We start from the raw sequence: 16,801 nt of genomic DNA on the forward strand, positions 1-16,801 counted from the left end.
TGGCGGGAACTCATACAGGGTCCCCTATCCCTTCACAGCACCACTGGTGATGCCGCGCAGGAACGATTTCTGCAATGACAGGTACACGATCAGGCTCGGCACCAGGGCGAGCAGCGCACCGGCCAGCACCACGCCAGGCCCGACCATGTCGTCGGAGCGCAGGGTGGCCAGTGCGACGGTGAGCGTGTAGTCGCCGGGATCGGTGGCCACGATCAACGGCAGCAGGTACTGGTCCCAGATCATGGTGAAGCCGAACACCGCGACCACGCCGAGGGCGGGGCGGCACAGCGGCACCACGATCTGGGCGAAGATCCGGAGCTCGCCGGCGCCGTCGACCCGGGCGGCCTCCTCCAGCTCCAGCGGGATCTCCCGCATGAACTCGGTCATCACGAAGATGGAGAAACCCCAGGCGCCCAACGGCAGGATCACGCCGAGCAGGGTGCCCTTGAGGCTGAGGTTGAGCAGCGGGAGGTCGCCGATCACCATCGACAGCGGGATCGCGATGACCTCCTCCGGCAGCATCATGGTGGTCAGGATGGCCAGCATCACGATCGCCTGGCCGCGGAACTTCTTGCGTGCCAGCGCGTAGGCGGCGAACACGCTGACGCTCACCTGGAGCAGCAGGCCGCCACCGGCGATGATCAGCGAGTTGAGCAGGTAGCCCCAGATGCCCTTCTCGGTGGCCACGTCGAAGTTGACCAGCGACGGGCGGTTGGGCAGCAGGGACAGCTTGGTCGGGTCCGGGCTGAAGTCGAACGCGCCGGAGATCACCGTGATCAGCGGCCCGCAGAAGACCAGGAACACCGCCACGCACAACAGGATCCGGCCGATCCCGCCGCCGGGCGAGGCGCGCAGGCCCGCCCAGCCGAGCGCGGTCTCGCAGCGCTGGGCCACCCCGATCGGCTTGCGCACCGAGGCCGGGGAGTCCGAAGTGGACGGTGTGGCCGGACGGAGCTCGGTGGTGGTCATCACGCCTCCCGACGCCGGCGCAGCAGCTGCACGAACAGGGTGAGCAGCAGGGTCACCAGGAACAGCACCACCGACCCGGCCGAGGCCACGCCCAGCTCGCTGGTCTCGAAACCGAGGGAGAACACCCTGGTCATCCAGACGTCGGTGGAACCGGCGGGACCGCCGCCGGTGAGCACGTAGACCTCGGTGAACACGCGCAGGCCGCGGATCGAGGCCAGGGTAAGGAGAATCGTGATCGCCGGGCGCAGCGCGGGCAGCGTGATGTAGCGGACGCGCTGCCAGGTGGTGCAGCCGTCGATCGCGGCGGACTCGTAGAGCTGGCGGTCGATCCCGGCCAGGCCGGCCAGCAGGATCACCATGTCGTAGGGCGCGCCCTTCCAGATGCCCACCGCCATCACCGACCACAGCGAGGTGTCCGGGTGGTCCAGGAAGGTCGACGGGCCGAGGCCTGCCCAGGACAGCAGCGAGTTGAGGAAGCCGCCCTCGGCCGGGTAGTACAGCAGCCGCCAGATCTCACCGACCACCGCGGTGGCCGCGACCACCGGCAGGAACACCGCCGAGCGCACGAACCACAGCGAGCGCGCGGTGCCCTCCAGCAGCAGGGCCAGGCCGAAGCCGATCAGCATCGCGCCCGCGGTCTGCCCGACGGCCAGGACCAGCGTGTTGTTCAGCGCGTTGTGGAAGCGCTCGTCGCTGAGCACCCTGGCGTAGTTGTCCAGGCCCATCCACAGGTCGCCCAGGAACGGGCGCACCTCGAACAGGCTGAGCCGGATGCCCTCGGCCATCGGGATGTACTTGAAGACCAGGAACAGCAGCAGCGCGGGCAGCAGGAACAGCCACGGGACCATGGTGACCGCGAGGCGGCGCCGAGGAGGGCGCCGCCTCGCGGTGTGGAACTCGACGGCACCGCCGCCACTAGCCGCCGAGCCCACGTCTGTGATGGTCACTGAACCGCCTTCTGCGACTTCAGCTCCTTGTCCAGGTTGCCCGCGAGCTTGTTCAGCTCACCGGCGACATCGTTGCCGCACTTGGCGAACAGGCTGTTCAGCGTCTCCGCGGTCTGCTGCCGGAAGGGCTGGAAGTTGGGCACGTTCGGGAACGGCCGGGCGCTGTCGGCGTAGACCTTGGCCACGGTGTCCCAGCGCGGGTCCTGGTACACCGCGTTGATGTCCACGTTCTTGTTCACCGACAGCCGCACCACCGGGCGCTGGCCCGACTCCGGCTTCATGCCCAGCTGCTGCGCCTCCGGGGAGACCAGGAACTCGGCCAGCTTCTCCTGCTCGGCGGTCTTCACCGAACCGGCCATCTGGTAGATGACCTCGCCCTCGCCCAGCACGGTGGAGCCGCTGGGCCCGGCCGGGGACGGGATGACCTCGTACTTGTCCTTGCCCGGCGACTTGTCGAAGCGGGTGAACATGTACGGCCCGGTCAGGTAGATGCCGGCCTTGCCCTGCTCGAAGTAGTTGTGCGCGTCGTTGGTGACCATGGTCAGCGCGTTGGGCAGGGTGACCTTGCTGTCGCAGAACAGGCCCTTGAGCCAGTTCACCGCCTGCACGGTCTGCGCGGAGCTCACCGCGACCTTGTACTCGCCACCGGACTCGCTGAGGATGTCGCCGCCGGCCTGCCAGATGTAGTTGGCCGCCCACCAGGCCAGGTAGCCGCGGTCGGTGGAGCCGGGCGCGACGATGCCGAAGGTGTCCTTGGCGTCGCCGTTGCCGTCGGGGTCCTTGGTGGTGAAGTCGTTGGCCAGCGCGGCCAGCTCGTCCCAGGTCTTGGGCACCGGCTTGCCCAGCTTCTCCCGCCAGTCCTTGCGCACCAGCAGCACCTGGGCCTGGGTGGAGAACGGGACGCCGAAGTACTTGCCGTCAGCGGTCTTGCCGTTGTTCCAGGCCCGCTCGACCAGGTCGGCCTGGCCGGCGAAGGCGTTGCGGTCGACCTCCAGGAGGAAGCCCTGCTTGCGGTACGGGCCAAGGGATCCGGTGTCGGTGATCACCAGGTCCGGCAGGTCCTTGGCCTGGGCCCGCTCCTGCACCCGCTTGTCGAAGTCGTTGTAGGGCGGCGGGTTGTAGTTGACCGGGATGCCGGTCTTCTCGGTGAACGCCTTGAAGATCTTCTCGTAGACCTTCTTGGTGTCGTCCTGGCTGCGCGTCCACACCTCGATCGGCGCGTTCGGATCGCCCTGCGGCGCGCCACCCGAGCAGGCGGAGAGCACCAGCCCAACGGCCATCGCGCCCGCGGCGAACGCGACGCGTGTTCTGGCGGTGCGACGCTGCATGCCCGGCTCCATTCGACTTCGGTGGTGGGTTCACCCGAACTGCCCACTGGACAGATCCGTTCAGATATGTGAATCTGAGTCGTACTTGTGAACCTTGCTGCCGGACTGTAAAAATCAAGCCGTGCGCCTGTCAAGAGGGCGGCACGGGAGAACCCGATCGGACCTGGAGGCCGAGATGACGGAAGCCGTCAAGGACGCCGCGGTCGCCCCCACCCGCCCGGCGGCGGTCAAGTCCGCCGACCGCACGGTGGAGCTGCTGGAGGTCCTCGCCTCCTTCGACCGCAGGCTGACGCTCACCGAGCTGCACCGGGAGCTGAACTACCCGAAGTCCAGCCTGTACATGCTGCTGCAGACCCTGGTCAACCGCGGCTGGGTCGAGGTCGAACCGGACCGGGGCACCTACGGCATCGGCGTGCGCGCGCTGCTGGTCGGCACCTCCTACCTGGACCACGATCCCGTGGTGCGCACCGCGATCCGGGTGATGGAGCAGGTCCGGCAGGAGATCAACGAGACCGTCCACCTCGCCCGACTGGAGGGCGATGACGTGGTGTACCTGGCCAGCCGCGAGTCCGAGCACCACCTGCGCGTGGTCTCCCGCGTCGGCCGCCGCCTGCCCGCGCACAGCACCGCGCTGGGCAAGGCGCTGCTCTCCGCCCGCCCGGCCGCCGACGCCGCGGTGCTGGTGCCGGAGGCGATCACGCCGCTGACCGCGAACACCATCACCGACCGGGACGCGCTGCTGGCCCAGCTGGAGGAGTTCCGCCGGGTCGGCTACTCCTTCGAGCGCGAGGAGAACACCCCCGGCCTGGGCTGTTTCGCGGTCGCGCTGCCCTACCGCAACCCGGTCACCGACGCGATGAGCTGCTCGGTGCCGGTCGCCCGGCTCACCCCCGAGCACGAGAAGCAGATCGTGGACGCGCTGCTCGGCGCGGCCCGCACGCTCACCGAGCTGCTCCGCCAGCCCGGCCTCACCCCGCTGTGAGCCCGGCCACCGGCGCACCGTCCATTCAGGACAGTCAATTCCCTGACGCACGAAGGGCTTCGGAGTGACCGAACGCATTCTGATCACCGGCGCGGCCGGTGGCGTTGGCACGCTGATGCGGCCGCGCCTGGCCCGCGAAGGCCGCATCCTGCGCTTACTGGACATCGCCGAGCAGCCACCAGCCGGTGAGGGCGAGGCGGTCGAGCTGGTGACGGCCTCGGTGACCGACCTGGCGGCGATGGAGGCGGCCTGCGCCGGGGTGTCCGCGGTGATCCACCTCGGCGGGCACAGCCTGGAGCGGCCGTGGGCGGACATCATGGACGTCAACATCAACGGCACCTACACCGTGTTCGAGGCGGCCCGGCGGCAGGGCGTGCCGAGGGTGGTCTTCGCCAGCTCCAACCACGCGGTCGGCTTCGCGCCGCGCGCCGAGGGCGAGGTGGCCGGGAACGCCTTCCCGCGCCCGGACACCAACTACGGCGTGAGCAAGGTGGCCGGCGAGGCGATCGCCAGCCACTACGCCGACCGATACGGCATCGACGTGCTGTGCGTGCGCATCGGCTCCTGCTTCGAGCGGCCGAAGGACCTGCGCATGCTCTCCACCTGGCTCTCCCCCGCCGACGGGGCAAGGCTTTTCGAGGCATGTCTGTCCACTCCGGACCCCGGCTTCCGGGTGCTGTGGGGCGTCTCGGACAACACCCGCCGCTGGTTCTCCCTGGAGGAGGCCAAGGCGATCGGCTACGTCTCCCAGGACGACTCGGAGACCTACGCGGCGGAGCTGATCGCCGAGCACGGCGAGCCGGATGTGACCGCGCCGCCGCACAACCTCGTTGGCGGCATCTGGTGCTCCGCCGACTACGACACCGCGAAGAAGGAGGCCGGACGGTGACCGTCCAGGGCGTGCAGGGCTACAACCCGAGGACCGGGGCCACCTACGGCGAGCCGGTCCCAGCCACCCCGGAGGCCGAGGTCGACCGGCTGGCCAAGGCCGCGGCCGAGGCTTTCCCGGTCTTCGCCGGGCTTTCCGGTCAGCGCCGGGCCGAGGTGCTGGAGCAGATCGCGGACGCGCTGGACGCGCGGAGTGAGCGGCTGATCGAGATCGCGGACACCGAGACCGCGCTCGGCGTGCCCCGGCTGACCGTGGAGCTCAAGCGCACCACCAACCAGCTCCGCCTCTTCGGCGAGGTGCTGCGCGAGGGCAGCTACACCGAGGCCACCATCGACTCGCCCAACCCGGACATCATCCCGCCGCGACCCAACCTGCGCCGGATGCTGCAACCGCTGGGCCCGGTCGCGGTGTTCTCCGCCAGCAACTTCCCGTTCGCCTTCTCGGTGGCCGGTGGCGACACCGCCTCCGCGCTGGCCGCGGGCTGCCCGGTGCTGGTGAAGGCGCACTCCGCGCACCCCAACACCTCGGTGGCCACCGCCGAGGTGCTGATCGAGACGATCACCGCGGCCGGGCTGCCCGCCGGGGTGTTCAACATCGTCTACAGCACGCCTGCCGGTTCGCTGCTGGTCAAGCACCCGGAGATCAAGGCGGTCGGCTTCACCGGGTCCACCGGTGGCGGGCGGGCGCTGTTCGACCTGGCGGTCGGCAGGCCGGACCCGATCCCGTTCTACGGCGAACTGGGCAGCGTCAACCCGACGGTGATCCTGCCCGGCGCGGCCGCCGAGCAGACCGAGGAGCTGGCCACCGGCTTCGCCGCCTCGCTCACCATGGGCGTCGGCCAGTTCTGCACCAACCCGGGCCTGGTGTTCGCACCGGAGTCCATTGTGGACGCTCTCGGCAAGGCGATCGGCGGGGCGAACGGCGGCGCGATGCTGACCGCCCGCATGCGCGACTCGTATGAGTCCATTGTGGACGGACTGGCCTCGGCGGAGGGAGTCGAGCTGGTCGCGGCCGGCGAGGCGCCCGAGGGCGGCTGGACGGTCGCGCCGCGGCTGTACCGCACCACGGTGGCGAACTTCGCCGCCAACCAGGAGAAGCTGGGCGAGGAGTGCTTCGGCCCGGCAGGCATCGTGGTCACCTACACCGACCCGGCCGAGCTGGTTCCGGTGCTGGCCAAGCTGGCGGGCACGCTGACCGCGACCGTGCACGCGGCGGAAAGCGACCACGAGGCGGCCGGCGCGCTGTCCACCGTGCTGCGCCGCATCGCGGGCCGGCTGGTGTTCAACGCCTGGCCGACCGGCGTCGCGGTGAGCTGGGCCCAGCACCACGGCGGTCCGTGGCCCGCCACCACCTCCGCGCTGCACACCTCGGTGGGCGCCACCGCGATCCGCCGCTGGATCGCGCCGGTGACCTTCCAGTCCTGGCCGGACGCCCTGCTGCCGCAGGAGCTCCAGGACGCCAACCCGCTGGGCATCCCGCGCCGAAGGGACGGCGTGCTCGGCACCGACTGAGGCACTGAGCCAGGCCCGGTTCGCGCGGTGACCCCGACCCCGCGCGAACCGGGCCTTTCACTTATTCACGAGCGGTTTCCCGCCACCGCCCTTAGCCTCTAACGCATGGCACAGAAGTCGTTCCAGGGAGACGTGATCCCTGGCAGGCACGTCGACATCCGGCTGTGGACCAAGGCCGCCGAGGTCGAGGACCAGGCCATGCGTCAGCTGCAGAACATCGCGGCGCTGCCCTGGGTGTACAAGCACGTCGCCGTGATGCCCGACGTCCACTACGGCAAGGGCGCCACGGTCGGCTCGGTGATCGCGATGCAGGGCGCGGTGTCCCCGGCCGCGGTCGGCGTGGACATCGGCTGCGGCATGACCGCGGTCCGCACCTCCTTGCGCGCCAACGACTTGCCGGATGACCTGCGCCGCCTGCGGTCCGGGATCGAGAAGGCGGTGCCGGTCGGTTTCGGCATGCACAAGGAAACCGCCTTCGGGAACAAGGACGCACAGGACTGGAAGCAGTTCTGGGCCGGTTTCGACAACCTCACCTCCGCGGTGCGCAACGAGACCGACCGGGCGCTGCGCCAGATGGGCACCCTGGGCGGTGGCAACCACTTCCTGGAGGTCTGCCTCGACGAGGACGACCAGGTCTGGCTGATGCTGCACTCCGGTTCCCGGGGCATCGGGAACCTGTTGGCACAGCACCACATCGAGGTCGCCCGCGGCCTGGCGCACAACGCCGCGCTGCCCGACCCCGACCTGGCCGTGTTCATCGCGCAGACCCCGCAGATGGCCGCCTACCGGCACGACCTGTACTGGGCGCAGGACTACGCGCGCCGGAACCGGTCGGTGATGATGCGGCTGGCCTGCGAGGTGCTGCGCAAGCAGTTCCCCCAGGCGAAGTTCGAGGAGCCGATCTCCTGCCACCACAACTAGGTGGCTAAGGTTCTCTGACCTGGGCTTTTGTGTTTTTCAGCGGCTTTCAGTCTAGCTCAGTCTGCGCCGGTGTTCCGGCAGGTCAGCCGGTCTTTCTGTCACTGGTTCCTTCAGCCGCTTTCAGCGGCTGCAAGTCTGGGGTTGTCCCAGATCCTGTCCCAAGCTCCGCGCCACCGGGCAGCACCCTCAGGGCCTGCGGATCTCCTGCTGCCGCAAGGAAAGCAGCCCGCTCGTCCTCGGTCTCCTGGACGTACTCGTTGGCCAGGTTGATGTCCTTCCAGCCAGCCATGCGCGCCAGCCGGAACGGGTTCAAGCCACCGGCCGCCAGCTTCGTGAACGCTCCGCGGCGAAGCCCGTAGCCGCCCATCGTGGCCAAGCCGAGCGCCTTCAGGGCGTTTCGGATGTGGTAGCCGAGCGTGCCTGGATCGAGGGGCCGGTCTCGCCGGGTGCGCAGCAGCACATCGCTTGGGCAGGGATTGCCGTCGGCATGCGGGATGCCGCATCCGCGGGTTGGGTCGCGACCGTCGAGTTGGCGGTCCACGATCTCCATTCCTTTGGAGGTAAGCCAGATCTTCCGCGTATCGTGATCCTTCGGCACTGGTTTAATCAGACGCTTTCGCCGGACCCTAACCTCTTCGACTTCGAGGTAACCTTCTTCACGATTCACGCGGTGAATGTGAAGCCCACACAGTTCACCTGGCCGCAGACCTGTCTCCATTCCCAAATCAATCGCATCTTCGTAACCCTTGCTAATCTTCCCTTTGACCTTCTCCGCTCGCGAGACCGAAAGGTAGGCCTTCGGGCGCTTGCTGCGCTTTGGCAGGCCAACATCAACGCACGGGGACGCGACAAGTATCGGCTCTTTAAGTGCCCGTTTAATTGAAACATTGAACACTGAGAAGATGCGGTGCACGTACCCCGGCGAGTACTTCGAACTCAAGTCCTCGACCCAGTTGCGAACAGCAGCGTTGCTAATCTGATTAAGTGGGACCTCGCCCCAAACGGGGCGAATATGCCCCTCAACGATGTATCTTTCCGTGATGCTTGTGTCGGACGCGGACACTCTCTTCGGAGCCAACAGGTCCCACCAGACTCCCCACTTGGTGGTTGCCGGGAGCGTCCCCTGCACGCGCGCGGCTTGTTTTCGCGCCTTATCCTCCTCCGCGTTTGCGTACCGCTTGGCATCGCCTTCACGGTCGAAGTAGGGGGCTTTGCTGTTCTGCTTGTTCCCGGCGCTGTCGCGCCACACCGCGCGCCAGCGCCTCTTGCCGTTCTTGCCCGGCGTCATCTCTTCGACACTCGCCACCTCTCCTCCCTCCTCTTCTGCACGGCCCACACTGGCCGCGTGGCTTAATCCCCGGCCACCGAGTGCAGGTGACGCGGCGGGAAGCCCTGCTCGCGCATCGCTCGGTCGTAGGCGTTCGCGCGCGCCAACTCGCGCGCGGCGTTGGCCACGTCCCGGCGCAGCTGAGCGTGACGCTCGGCGGCCCGCGCCTCGGCCTGCGCCGCTCGGCCGGCCGCTCGCGCCTCCCGTTCCCGCTCGCGGCGATCCGCAGCCGCACGATTCGTCGCGGCGAGCCACGCGCACCAAGCAACCACTGCGGCGAGGCCGACGACCATGGCCCCCAGCTTGGGTCCGGCCTGCATGGGGTGGACCGCGGCGTAGTAGGCGAGGGCGATGCACAGGCCTGATAGGACGAGGGCCGCACACAACACGGCTACCCGGAGTGACATCCGTACCTCCCAGACGGCTGATCCTCCGCCGATCGGATGACGCTGATCGGCCTAGGCTGGGAGTCTGTGCTTCAGCTTCTTTAGAGTGCAACCGGTCACACTGAACTGGGAGCACGTTCCCTCGTTCGGCCTAGCTGGCGGCCGCCTCATCGCGGTCAATCGTGTCTTGACCTGTTACTTTTCGGTGCGCAGCGGCGATGTTGTACAGGCCCTCCCAGAAGGCCGCCGGCGAGAACCGGCTCAGGGTTCCGAGGGTGTCGACCACGGCGCCGGGAGTCCACTGAGCCGGGTCAGGCCCCAGCACCTCGAAGTCCTCGGAGACGACTTCGGCTGACGGGTTCTCCTCCAGCAGTTGCGGAGCGCCACCGGCGAGCACTGCGCGGACGCTGCCCGGCGCCCAGCCGAGGCCTTGCTCCAGCCCGTTGACGGTCTTGTTCTGGAAGCTCGTGCGCGTCCCAGCCTCGACCACCTGCACGGAGGCGAGGCTGACGCTGCCCCGCGCCACCACGTCAGCCTGCGTCCAGCCCCGCTCTTCCCGGCGCGCACGCACTGCTGCGGCCAGACGCTGCGACTGCTCGATCGTTCCCCGAAGCATGTCCGAATGATGGCCACCCTAACTAGGTGCTGTCTACCTTTTCCAAGCCTAGAGGTGACTTTTGAACCACTTGGCCTAGGTCTTCTGTGGGTAACTACCTAGGTCAAAGGTAGGTAACAGGCCCATCCAAGACTTGTTCTAGACCTAGAACAGACCTAGAGTTCGTCCCATGCAGACCGCGAAAGCAAACGGACCCGCCATCCGGGCGGCGCGCGAGGACGCGGAGCTGACCCTCCGGAAGTTCCACTCCAGGCTCACCGCCGAGCACGGCCCGGTCCACATCGACACCCTGCGCAAGATCGAGCAGGGCGCCCGCCAGCCCGGCGTGGAGCTGTTCGGGGCGATCTGCCGCATCCTCGGCCGCACGCGAAGCGAACTCAGTACCCCGCGGGCCAGCGTCCCGCGCGGCAGCCAGGCGAGCGCGGCATGAGTACCGAGTCGGCCACCACGCCTGAGCCGTCGCCCTGGTTGACGATCAAGGAAGCCGCCCTCCGTGCCCGCCGCCACCCACAGACCGTGTGGTCCGCGCTCGTGAGCAAGAAGTTGGCGGGCTACCAGCCCAACGGCGCGGGTTGCACCTGGACGGTCCACATCGAGGACGTGGACCGGTGGGTGCGCGGCGAGCCCGCGCGCTTCGGCCGCCGCGCCGCCTGACTCGCCGGGCTGGTCGCCGTGCTTCCCCCGACGACCAGCCCGGCACCCCAGACCCGGGCCGGGTGTCGCCCAGCCGCCGTCCGGCACCCGGCCCGGCCTTCCCGGAAGGACATCCCGATGACCAGCCCTGACGAGGAGATCGCCGAGGCCATCCGCCTCAAGGCGATCAACACCGTCTCCGACCTGCTCCGCGACACCGACGACGAGGAGGACTGACCCGTGACCAGCCCTGACGAACTCCGCGCCGAGATCGCCCGCAGCGTCGCCGAGCACGCGGACGCCGACTGGGCCGCGCGCACGAAGAACTCGATCGCGGACGCGATCACCGAGGACTGACCCGCACAAACAGCGCGGGCCGGGGCTGCGTCAACAGCCACCGACCCGCTTCCGACCACGAGGAGACGAGACCTCCCATGGCCAGCAAGCAGAACGGTACCGGGTCCGAAACCCAGGCCAACCGCCACGTCAACCGCCGCCAGCCGCACCTCTCGGAGGGCAAGCCCTCCTTCCGTGCCAACACGCACAACCAGCGCGAGGGCGGCCAGTCCGTCGACGAGATCCGCGCCGAGATCGAGAAGCGCAACCAGCCCCCCGCCGAGCAGCCGAACCCCTGGTTTGGAGCCTGAGATGGCCGCCCACCGACTGACCGCCCCCGGCCGCCGTGCCGGGGGCTCCCCCACCGAGCGCTGGCTCGCCCGCGCGCAGTTCATCTGGGCCGCTGCGGCCTCGTTCCTCGGCCTGCTGGCGATCGGGTTCACCGGGTGGTGCGTGTTCCGGCTGCTCGCCGAGGCCGGTCCGTACTGGCCGGTGCCCGCCGCGATCATGGCCACCACCGCGGCCGTTGCGCACGCCCTGCGCCAGTGGGCGCGGACGGGTGGTGCCCGGTGACCCCCGCCGAGCTGCGCCGCGCCGAAGAGCGCGCGGACCTGGTCATCGACGTGGCGACGCTGATCGCCGGAACGGTGCTCGGCGCCGGGCTGGTCGGGGCCGCGTTGTCGGTGGTCGGTGAGCACTTCGACCGCGCCGGGCCGCTGGCCGTGCTGCTGCTGTTGGTCGCCGGGATGTCCGGTGCCCTCGCGGTCGGTGGTCTGGCCCAGCGCGTGGTGTCCCGGCTGCTGCACCCGGTGCGGGTCGCGCCGACCCGCTGCACCAACCGGCGGCCGCGGTGAACCCGACCCGGCTCGGTGTCCCGCTGGCCTACGCGGTCGGTGCGGCCTGGTGGCTCGCGCTGGCCCCGCTCCTCGGCCGCGACCTCGCGACCTCGCTCGTGCCGGTGCTGGCTGGCATCTCGGTCTGGGCCTGGTGGTCCGGGCCGGCCCTCGGCCGCGCCGTCCTCATCGTCGTGTCCAGGAGGACCCCGTGAACCGTTCAATCACGTTGCTCCGCGACCTCGCCGACCACGTCGACCAGCACCGGCTCGCCGAGCACGAAGTGCTGAGCGCCGGTGTCGACCTCAACGGGCTCCGCGTCCACGTGCGCAGGCCCCAGGACAAGAGCATGCCGTCGCTGCTGCGCTGGCACGACACGCTCGCTGCACCATCGCTCACCGCGCAGGTGGTAGGCGAGTCCGTGCACCTCCACGCCCACGGGTTGCTGGGCAACACCAAGACCCAGATCGTCGCAGTCATCGCGGATGACACCGCTGACCTGCTGCGCGCGAACTTCACGCTCACCGACAAGCCGACCCAGGTCCCGGTGCACAAGCTGCGCCGCCTGGTGGACGCCGAGGCCTTGATGCGCCAGCCCCTGATGGAACTGCCGGGCGCGGACGTCCCGCCAATGCGGACCACTGTGGACGGTGCCCGATGAGCGTCGACCCGCTCGCGACCCTCGTGGTCGGTGACCTGCTTCCCGAGGCCGAGGGCGACATCTGCCGGGCCTACCACCGGTACGAGTGCTGCCGCGACGAGAACCACCCCGGCCAGCACATCGCCGCGGACGCCGAGTGGAGCGTCCTCGACGTGTGGCCACAAGGCGGTGCGGCGTGAGCTACGAGTCCCGCGCCTACGACAAGCAGACCGCTGACGGTTTCGGCCCGGACCCGGTGGTGGTGCTCGTCGTCACCGGCACTCACGATGTGTCTCGCCTGGTCCACCTGTTCTCGCGCGGCCTCATCGAGCACGTCGCGGTCGGACAGCGGATGCGGCGGCAGGTGCGCCGACACAACGGCGGACGGACTGCACTCGAACTGCTCAAGGCGCACGGCGGCCCGGACTTCACCGCCGAACTACAGCCGAGTGCCGCTGCCGAGCTACGTGCTCAGGCCGACAAGTTCGAGAAGCAGATCAACACGATCATGCTGACTGCACCGGGTGCCGCATCGGTCGTGACGCTGTCGAGCGTGGTCCACGAGCTGCGTGACCGCGCCGACGAACTGGACTCCGCGTGACGCCGCGTTGGTGGTCCCGGCTCACCCGCCGGGCCACCACCGCCCGCTACAGCCGCGACACCCGCTGGCCGCCACCGGCACTGCCCGCCGAACTCCTCGGCCGCTGCCCCGACTGCGGCCACACCCCCAAAACCTGCGAGCACTGGAGGACCCAGTGACCGACCCCGAGATCATCCCCCACCCGCTGCACGACGCGATCCTCAAGCACGCCAAGCACCGTCCGATGCGAAAGGTCAAGGCCGACTGGTGGGTCCGCACGTACCGGGCGGTCGGGGACCACTTCGATGACCCGGTTCAGGAGCGGTGGAGCCCAGTCCTGGCTCCCACGTCCGGGGAGAACCTGCTGACTGGCAAGCGGTTCGTGCGCCTGGTGATGCAGGACCAGGAGTCCCCGCTTGACGGGCTGGAGGTCACGGACAAGCCGGGCCGAGAGGTGCTGTGCTGCACCGCGGCGGAGGCGAAGCGTGCCGGGCTGGTCGCGGTTGAGGTGCCCGCTGGTGGTGCCCGGTGAACGCCGAGACCCCGCAGCACGACGTCCGCGCACTCGCTGAGGCCGTGCGCGGGCTTCAGCCAGCCGTCGAGCAGGCATTCGCCCTGCTGTCCGAGCGCACCCCCGCACCGTCCACACCGGACACCGACCTACGGGACCGCATCGCCGCCGTGCTGGCTGAGCAACTCCCCGGCTACGACGTCTCCAACGCGTTCATCGTGCAACTGCTGATGCAGGTAGTGCAGCCGGAGCTGGACCGGCTGGCCGCCGAAATCAGCCGCCTGGACGACGCCTTCAGCCGGGAGATCTGCACATCCGAGCAGCACGTCAACAACTGGATGGACGACCTCAACCGCCTGTCGACCGCGCTGCGGGAGATGGCCCGACGGGTCACCGAGCAGCGGCGTCTCCGGCGTGGGCGGATCACCCTGGGCGAGTCCAAGTTGATGAACGAGTACCTGGGCAAGGTGCTCGCCGAGCGTGGGGACGGTGCGCTGTGAGAGCCCGGCGGTGGGCTGACACCCTCGGCGACCTGTGGCGCGACACCGGATGCCGTCACGGCGGCGAACCGGTGCTCGAACTGCTCGACGGCACCGGCGTGTGCTTCGTACGCAGTCACGCTGTCCGGGTGTGGGGGCCGCTGCGCCCCTACTACGGGCCTGCCGCACTGGACTTCCTGCTGGGCTCGCACCAACCGGCTTGGCTGGAAGCCGCAGCGGTGCCGCTGTTCATCTCCGACACCAGGCTCCAGGACCGCATGACCCTGCCAAAGGCCAGCGGCAGGTGGGCGCTGGACTCCGGCGGCTTCACGATGATCCAGCGCTTCGGGCACTGGACCGGCACCGCCCAGGGCTACGTCGACCGGGTCCGCCGCTACCACGACGAGATCGGGCACCTGGCCTGGTGCGCACCGCGCGACTGGATGTGCGAACCCGAAGCGATCCACGGTGGACAGATCGGCCCCTTGACCTTCGTGGGCACCGGCTTGTCCGTCGAGGAACACCAGCGCCGCACCGTGGCCAGCGTGCTCGAACTGCGCGAGCTGGCACCGGAACTGCCGTGGATTCCGGTGGTGCAGGGCTACACCCCGGCCGAGTACGAGCACTGCGTCGGGCTGTACGACCGCGCCGGGATCGACCTCACCCGCGAACCCCTGGTAGCGCTGGGCTCGGTGTGCAGGAGGCAGGGCACAGCGGAGGCGCACCGGATCATCCGCGCCCTGCGCGCCCACGGCATCCACCGCTTGCACGGCTTCGGTGTGAAAACGACCGGCCTGCTGCGGTACGGGCACCTCCTGTCCTCCGCAGATTCCCTGTCCTGGAGCGACCGCGCTCGCCACGAGGACCACCCGATCTGCGGCGAGATCCACCCCCGCGGCGGCCAGCGGTGCAACAACTGCCTGCCCTGGGCGCTGGACTGGCGCAACCGCCTGCTGACCCGGCTGGCCTGCCGACCACGGCAGACCGACCTGGTCGAGGCGCTGGAGTGTGCGTCATGACCGGCCGCGACCAGCCTGCACCGCTGTTCGACGTCGAACCGGTGCCCACCGAAGCACTCAGCGGCGACCGGCGGCGGACCCAGCGACAGGCCGCGGCACTGGCCGGCGGTGCGCACCCGCTCAGCGCTGCATTCGCCCGGCACATCCGGCTGCACGCCGAGGCCGCACCCGCCGATGACCGGGCGGCGCCGGGCCGCCGCTGCGGTAACTGCCGCTTCCGCCAGGTGCTGCGGTACCACGCCCGGTCGTACCCGAAGTGCGTGCTGGGCCAGGAATCGACGTCCCCTGGCGTGCTGCCGCCCCGGATCACCCACGGCGGCGGCACCGACGTCCGGGCCTGGTGGCCCGCCTGCATCGACCACGAGCACGGCGACCCGGCACTGAGCCCCGACGCCGCCCGCTACGTCCCGCACACCGATCGAGAGGACACCAGCAGTGCCTGACACCCAACCCGAAGAGGACCGCCGTCCATTCGCGACGTTCCTCATGGAGACCAACCGGGGTCGCACCCACCGTGAGCTGACCGACGCGCTCTACGAGCTGGTGGCCGAGGTGAAGCGCACCGGCAAGCCCGGGGCCGTCTCCCTGGCCATCACGGTCAAGCCGCAGGCCGGGAACGACGGTCTGGTCATCGTCACCGACCAGATCACCAAGAAGCTGCCCAAGGGCGAGCGCGGCACGTCGATCTTCTTCGTCGACAACGACGGTGGCCTGCGCCGCGACGACCCCAACCAGAACGTGCTGTTCTACGCCGAGGAGAAGCCCGCCCGATGAACCCTTACGACGACGAGCACACCGCCGCCTCCGGCACCGAGGCCGCCGCCGCGCTTGGCCGCCTCACCACCAAGGTCGAGCCCTACGTGCTGACCCCGGACACCTCGATCGTGGTCACTCGCATCCGCCATGACGAGCGCGTGGTTGTCACCGACCTGGAGAACCACCTCACCGAGCCGGTGGCCCCGCGCGGCCAGGCGCTGCTGCGTGAGCACAAGCACTTCGCCGCCTACGTCAACCGCTTGGCCAAGCCCGCCAGCACCACCCTGTGGGCCGAGCGCACCGCCGCCACTGTGACCGCGATCCTTGACGACCACGTCAGCCACGTGACCGCCGGGTGGCGCGAGCACCGCGTTGTGCTGGATCTGGTCCACGACCTGGACTGGAAGACCTGGCAGAAGTACGACGGCAAGCTGCTGAGCCAGCACGAGCTGGCCGACCTGCTGGAGTCCCTGGCCCACACCGTGGTGTCCCCGGACGCGGCCACGATGATCGAGGTCGCGACCTCGTTCCGCGCCAAGAGGAACGTGAGCTTCGACAGCGCGGTACGGCTGGACTCCGGCGACACCCAGCTCACCTACGCGGAGGAGACCACAGCCACCGCGGGCCGCAAGGGCAACATCGAGGTGCCCTCGCAGTTCCTGTTGCGGCTGCCAGTGTTCGAGGGCAGCGAGCCCGCCGACCTGCTGGCGCGGCTGCGGTACCGGATCGACGGTGGCCGCCTGTACATCGGCTACGCGCTGCACCGGCCCGACGTGGTGGTCACCGCGGCGTTCGAGCGGGTTCTTGCAGAGATCCACAAGGACTGCCCGGACCTGCCGATGCTGATGGGCACCGCACCGGACCCGCTGCGCAGCACGGAGCGGAAGTGAGCGAGACCGGGGGCCCGTCGACCGGGCGGGCCCCCGCCCCCAGCCCGGCCCCCCACCAGCTCGGCGAACCGCTGAACATCGTCACCTGCCGCACCTGCCCGGCTTGCGACTTCCCCGGGGCGATGTACGTGCACACGGACTACCGGGTGTACCGGCCGTGCGGCCATGCCTACCGGCTCCCGCCGCTGCCGACACGGCGGCTCTCCCGGTGAGCGCCCCGCTCTCCCCCGCTGACCGGGCCTGGATCG

General features: G+C 69.4%; 26 protein-coding genes and 1 pseudogene. 21 read left to right on the top strand and 6 right to left on the bottom strand.

Translation table 11 applies throughout. The features are described from left to right. Positions 1–24: 24 nt before the first annotated feature. Genes M8C13_RS04275 through M8C13_RS04285 form a run of 3 tightly spaced genes read right to left on the bottom strand, consistent with a single transcriptional unit; the run spans position 25 to position 3,244 of the window. Entirely contained in the window at positions 25–969 is a 945-nt protein-coding gene (locus tag M8C13_RS04275; protein ID WP_252479125.1) for a carbohydrate ABC transporter permease, read from the bottom strand. Beyond that, on the bottom strand, positions 969–1,916 hold the full coding sequence (locus M8C13_RS04280; RefSeq protein ID WP_252479126.1) for a carbohydrate ABC transporter permease: 948 nt from the start codon (positions 1,914–1,916) through the stop codon (positions 969–971). The genes M8C13_RS04275 and M8C13_RS04280 overlap by 1 nt, the downstream gene beginning before the upstream one ends. After that, positions 1,913–3,244: a sugar ABC transporter substrate-binding protein gene (locus M8C13_RS04285; protein WP_252479127.1), complete on the bottom strand. Its 1,332-nt coding sequence runs from the start codon at positions 3,242–3,244 to the stop codon at positions 1,913–1,915. Before M8C13_RS04285 ends, M8C13_RS04280 begins: the two co-directional genes overlap by 4 nt. Positions 3,245–3,419: 175 nt before the next feature. Here M8C13_RS04285 and M8C13_RS04290 point away from each other — a divergent pair, with 175 nt between their 5' ends. The 4 genes and pseudogenes from M8C13_RS04290 to M8C13_RS04305 all read left to right on the top strand — a co-directional run. Then, complete coding sequence (locus M8C13_RS04290) at positions 3,420–4,226, top strand: IclR family transcriptional regulator (RefSeq protein ID WP_252479128.1); 807 nt, start codon at positions 3,420–3,422, stop codon at positions 4,224–4,226. A gap of 64 nt (positions 4,227–4,290) precedes the next feature. Continuing rightward, complete coding sequence (locus tag M8C13_RS04295; RefSeq protein WP_308202761.1) at positions 4,291–5,115, top strand: NAD(P)-dependent oxidoreductase; 825 nt, start codon at positions 4,291–4,293, stop codon at positions 5,113–5,115. Continuing rightward, positions 5,112–6,626 (top strand): aldehyde dehydrogenase family protein, encoded by a 1,515-nt coding sequence (locus M8C13_RS04300; protein ID WP_252479129.1) that lies wholly within the window; start codon positions 5,112–5,114, stop codon positions 6,624–6,626. The genes M8C13_RS04295 and M8C13_RS04300 overlap by 4 nt, the downstream gene beginning before the upstream one ends. 105 nt (positions 6,627–6,731) lie before the next feature. Beyond that, positions 6,732–7,544, top strand: a pseudogene (locus M8C13_RS04305) (RtcB family protein); the annotation flags it as partial. An 85-nt stretch (positions 7,545–7,629) separates the two neighbouring features. On the opposite strand, the gene M8C13_RS45275 reads toward M8C13_RS04305, so the two are convergent. The 3 genes from M8C13_RS45275 to M8C13_RS04320 form a co-directional block, all read right to left on the bottom strand. Continuing rightward, positions 7,630–8,853, bottom strand: coding sequence for a tyrosine-type recombinase/integrase (locus M8C13_RS45275; RefSeq protein WP_252479130.1), 1,224 nt, complete (start codon positions 8,851–8,853; stop codon positions 7,630–7,632). Positions 8,854–8,897: 44 nt separating this feature from the next. Beyond that, entirely contained in the window at positions 8,898–9,167 is a 270-nt protein-coding gene (locus M8C13_RS04315) for a hypothetical protein (RefSeq protein ID WP_252479131.1), read from the bottom strand. A gap of 244 nt (positions 9,168–9,411) precedes the next feature. Continuing rightward, a complete protein-coding gene (locus tag M8C13_RS04320; RefSeq protein WP_252479132.1) occupies positions 9,412–9,876 on the bottom strand; it encodes a helix-turn-helix domain-containing protein in 465 nt (154 codons plus the stop codon). Between the two features lie 169 nt (positions 9,877–10,045). On the opposite strand from M8C13_RS04320, the gene M8C13_RS04325 reads away from it, so the two are divergent. From M8C13_RS04325 to M8C13_RS04400, 17 genes are all read left to right on the top strand, one after another. Further along, complete coding sequence (locus tag M8C13_RS04325; protein WP_252479133.1) at positions 10,046–10,306, top strand: helix-turn-helix domain-containing protein; 261 nt, start codon at positions 10,046–10,048, stop codon at positions 10,304–10,306. Between the two features lie 101 nt (positions 10,307–10,407). Next, on the top strand, positions 10,408–10,530 hold the full coding sequence (locus tag M8C13_RS44340) for a hypothetical protein (RefSeq protein WP_256508536.1): 123 nt from the start codon (positions 10,408–10,410) through the stop codon (positions 10,528–10,530). A 413-nt stretch (positions 10,531–10,943) separates the two neighbouring features. Then, the gene (locus tag M8C13_RS04330; RefSeq protein WP_252479134.1) at positions 10,944–11,156 is read left to right on the top strand and encodes a hypothetical protein; all 213 of its coding nucleotides are present in this window, start codon (positions 10,944–10,946) and stop codon (positions 11,154–11,156) included. 1 nt (position 11,157) lies between these two features. Further along, on the top strand, positions 11,158–11,418 hold the full coding sequence (locus M8C13_RS04335; protein ID WP_252479135.1) for a hypothetical protein: 261 nt from the start codon (positions 11,158–11,160) through the stop codon (positions 11,416–11,418). Then, positions 11,415–11,699 carry a hypothetical protein gene (locus tag M8C13_RS04340; protein WP_252479136.1) on the top strand — a complete coding sequence of 95 codons (285 nt, stop codon included), beginning with the start codon at positions 11,415–11,417 and terminating at the stop codon, positions 11,697–11,699. Before M8C13_RS04335 ends, M8C13_RS04340 begins: the two co-directional genes overlap by 4 nt. Then, positions 11,696–11,893: a hypothetical protein gene (locus tag M8C13_RS04345; RefSeq protein ID WP_252479137.1), complete on the top strand. Its 198-nt coding sequence runs from the start codon at positions 11,696–11,698 to the stop codon at positions 11,891–11,893. Before M8C13_RS04340 ends, M8C13_RS04345 begins: the two co-directional genes overlap by 4 nt. After that, positions 11,890–12,339: a hypothetical protein gene (locus M8C13_RS04350; RefSeq protein ID WP_252479138.1), complete on the top strand. Its 450-nt coding sequence runs from the start codon at positions 11,890–11,892 to the stop codon at positions 12,337–12,339. The genes M8C13_RS04345 and M8C13_RS04350 overlap by 4 nt, the downstream gene beginning before the upstream one ends. Further along, positions 12,336–12,518 carry a hypothetical protein gene (locus tag M8C13_RS04355; protein ID WP_252479139.1) on the top strand — a complete coding sequence of 61 codons (183 nt, stop codon included), beginning with the start codon at positions 12,336–12,338 and terminating at the stop codon, positions 12,516–12,518. Before M8C13_RS04350 ends, M8C13_RS04355 begins: the two co-directional genes overlap by 4 nt. Beyond that, positions 12,515–12,919 (top strand): hypothetical protein, encoded by a 405-nt coding sequence (locus M8C13_RS04360; protein ID WP_252479140.1) that lies wholly within the window; start codon positions 12,515–12,517, stop codon positions 12,917–12,919. Before M8C13_RS04355 ends, M8C13_RS04360 begins: the two co-directional genes overlap by 4 nt. Beyond that, entirely contained in the window at positions 12,916–13,077 is a 162-nt protein-coding gene (locus M8C13_RS04365) for a hypothetical protein (RefSeq protein ID WP_252479141.1), read from the top strand. Before M8C13_RS04360 ends, M8C13_RS04365 begins: the two co-directional genes overlap by 4 nt. Beyond that, positions 13,074–13,430: a hypothetical protein gene (locus M8C13_RS04370; protein WP_252479142.1), complete on the top strand. Its 357-nt coding sequence runs from the start codon at positions 13,074–13,076 to the stop codon at positions 13,428–13,430. Before M8C13_RS04365 ends, M8C13_RS04370 begins: the two co-directional genes overlap by 4 nt. Further along, the gene (locus tag M8C13_RS04375) at positions 13,427–13,909 is read left to right on the top strand and encodes a hypothetical protein (protein ID WP_252479143.1); all 483 of its coding nucleotides are present in this window, start codon (positions 13,427–13,429) and stop codon (positions 13,907–13,909) included. The genes M8C13_RS04370 and M8C13_RS04375 overlap by 4 nt, the downstream gene beginning before the upstream one ends. Further along, on the top strand, positions 13,906–14,907 hold the full coding sequence (locus tag M8C13_RS04380) for a hypothetical protein (RefSeq protein WP_252479144.1): 1,002 nt from the start codon (positions 13,906–13,908) through the stop codon (positions 14,905–14,907). Before M8C13_RS04375 ends, M8C13_RS04380 begins: the two co-directional genes overlap by 4 nt. Continuing rightward, entirely contained in the window at positions 14,904–15,350 is a 447-nt protein-coding gene (locus M8C13_RS04385) for a hypothetical protein (protein WP_252479145.1), read from the top strand. Before M8C13_RS04380 ends, M8C13_RS04385 begins: the two co-directional genes overlap by 4 nt. Next, positions 15,343–15,681: a hypothetical protein gene (locus M8C13_RS04390; protein ID WP_252479146.1), complete on the top strand. Its 339-nt coding sequence runs from the start codon at positions 15,343–15,345 to the stop codon at positions 15,679–15,681. Before M8C13_RS04385 ends, M8C13_RS04390 begins: the two co-directional genes overlap by 8 nt. Beyond that, on the top strand, positions 15,678–16,553 hold the full coding sequence (locus M8C13_RS04395) for a DUF2303 family protein (protein WP_252479147.1): 876 nt from the start codon (positions 15,678–15,680) through the stop codon (positions 16,551–16,553). Before M8C13_RS04390 ends, M8C13_RS04395 begins: the two co-directional genes overlap by 4 nt. Further along, the gene (locus M8C13_RS04400; RefSeq protein WP_252479148.1) at positions 16,550–16,765 is read left to right on the top strand and encodes a hypothetical protein; all 216 of its coding nucleotides are present in this window, start codon (positions 16,550–16,552) and stop codon (positions 16,763–16,765) included. The genes M8C13_RS04395 and M8C13_RS04400 overlap by 4 nt, the downstream gene beginning before the upstream one ends. Positions 16,766–16,801 lie beyond the last annotated feature (36 nt).

Source organism: Crossiella sp. SN42, from assembly GCF_023897065.1.
Lineage (GTDB): Bacteria > Actinomycetota > Actinomycetes > Mycobacteriales > Pseudonocardiaceae > Crossiella.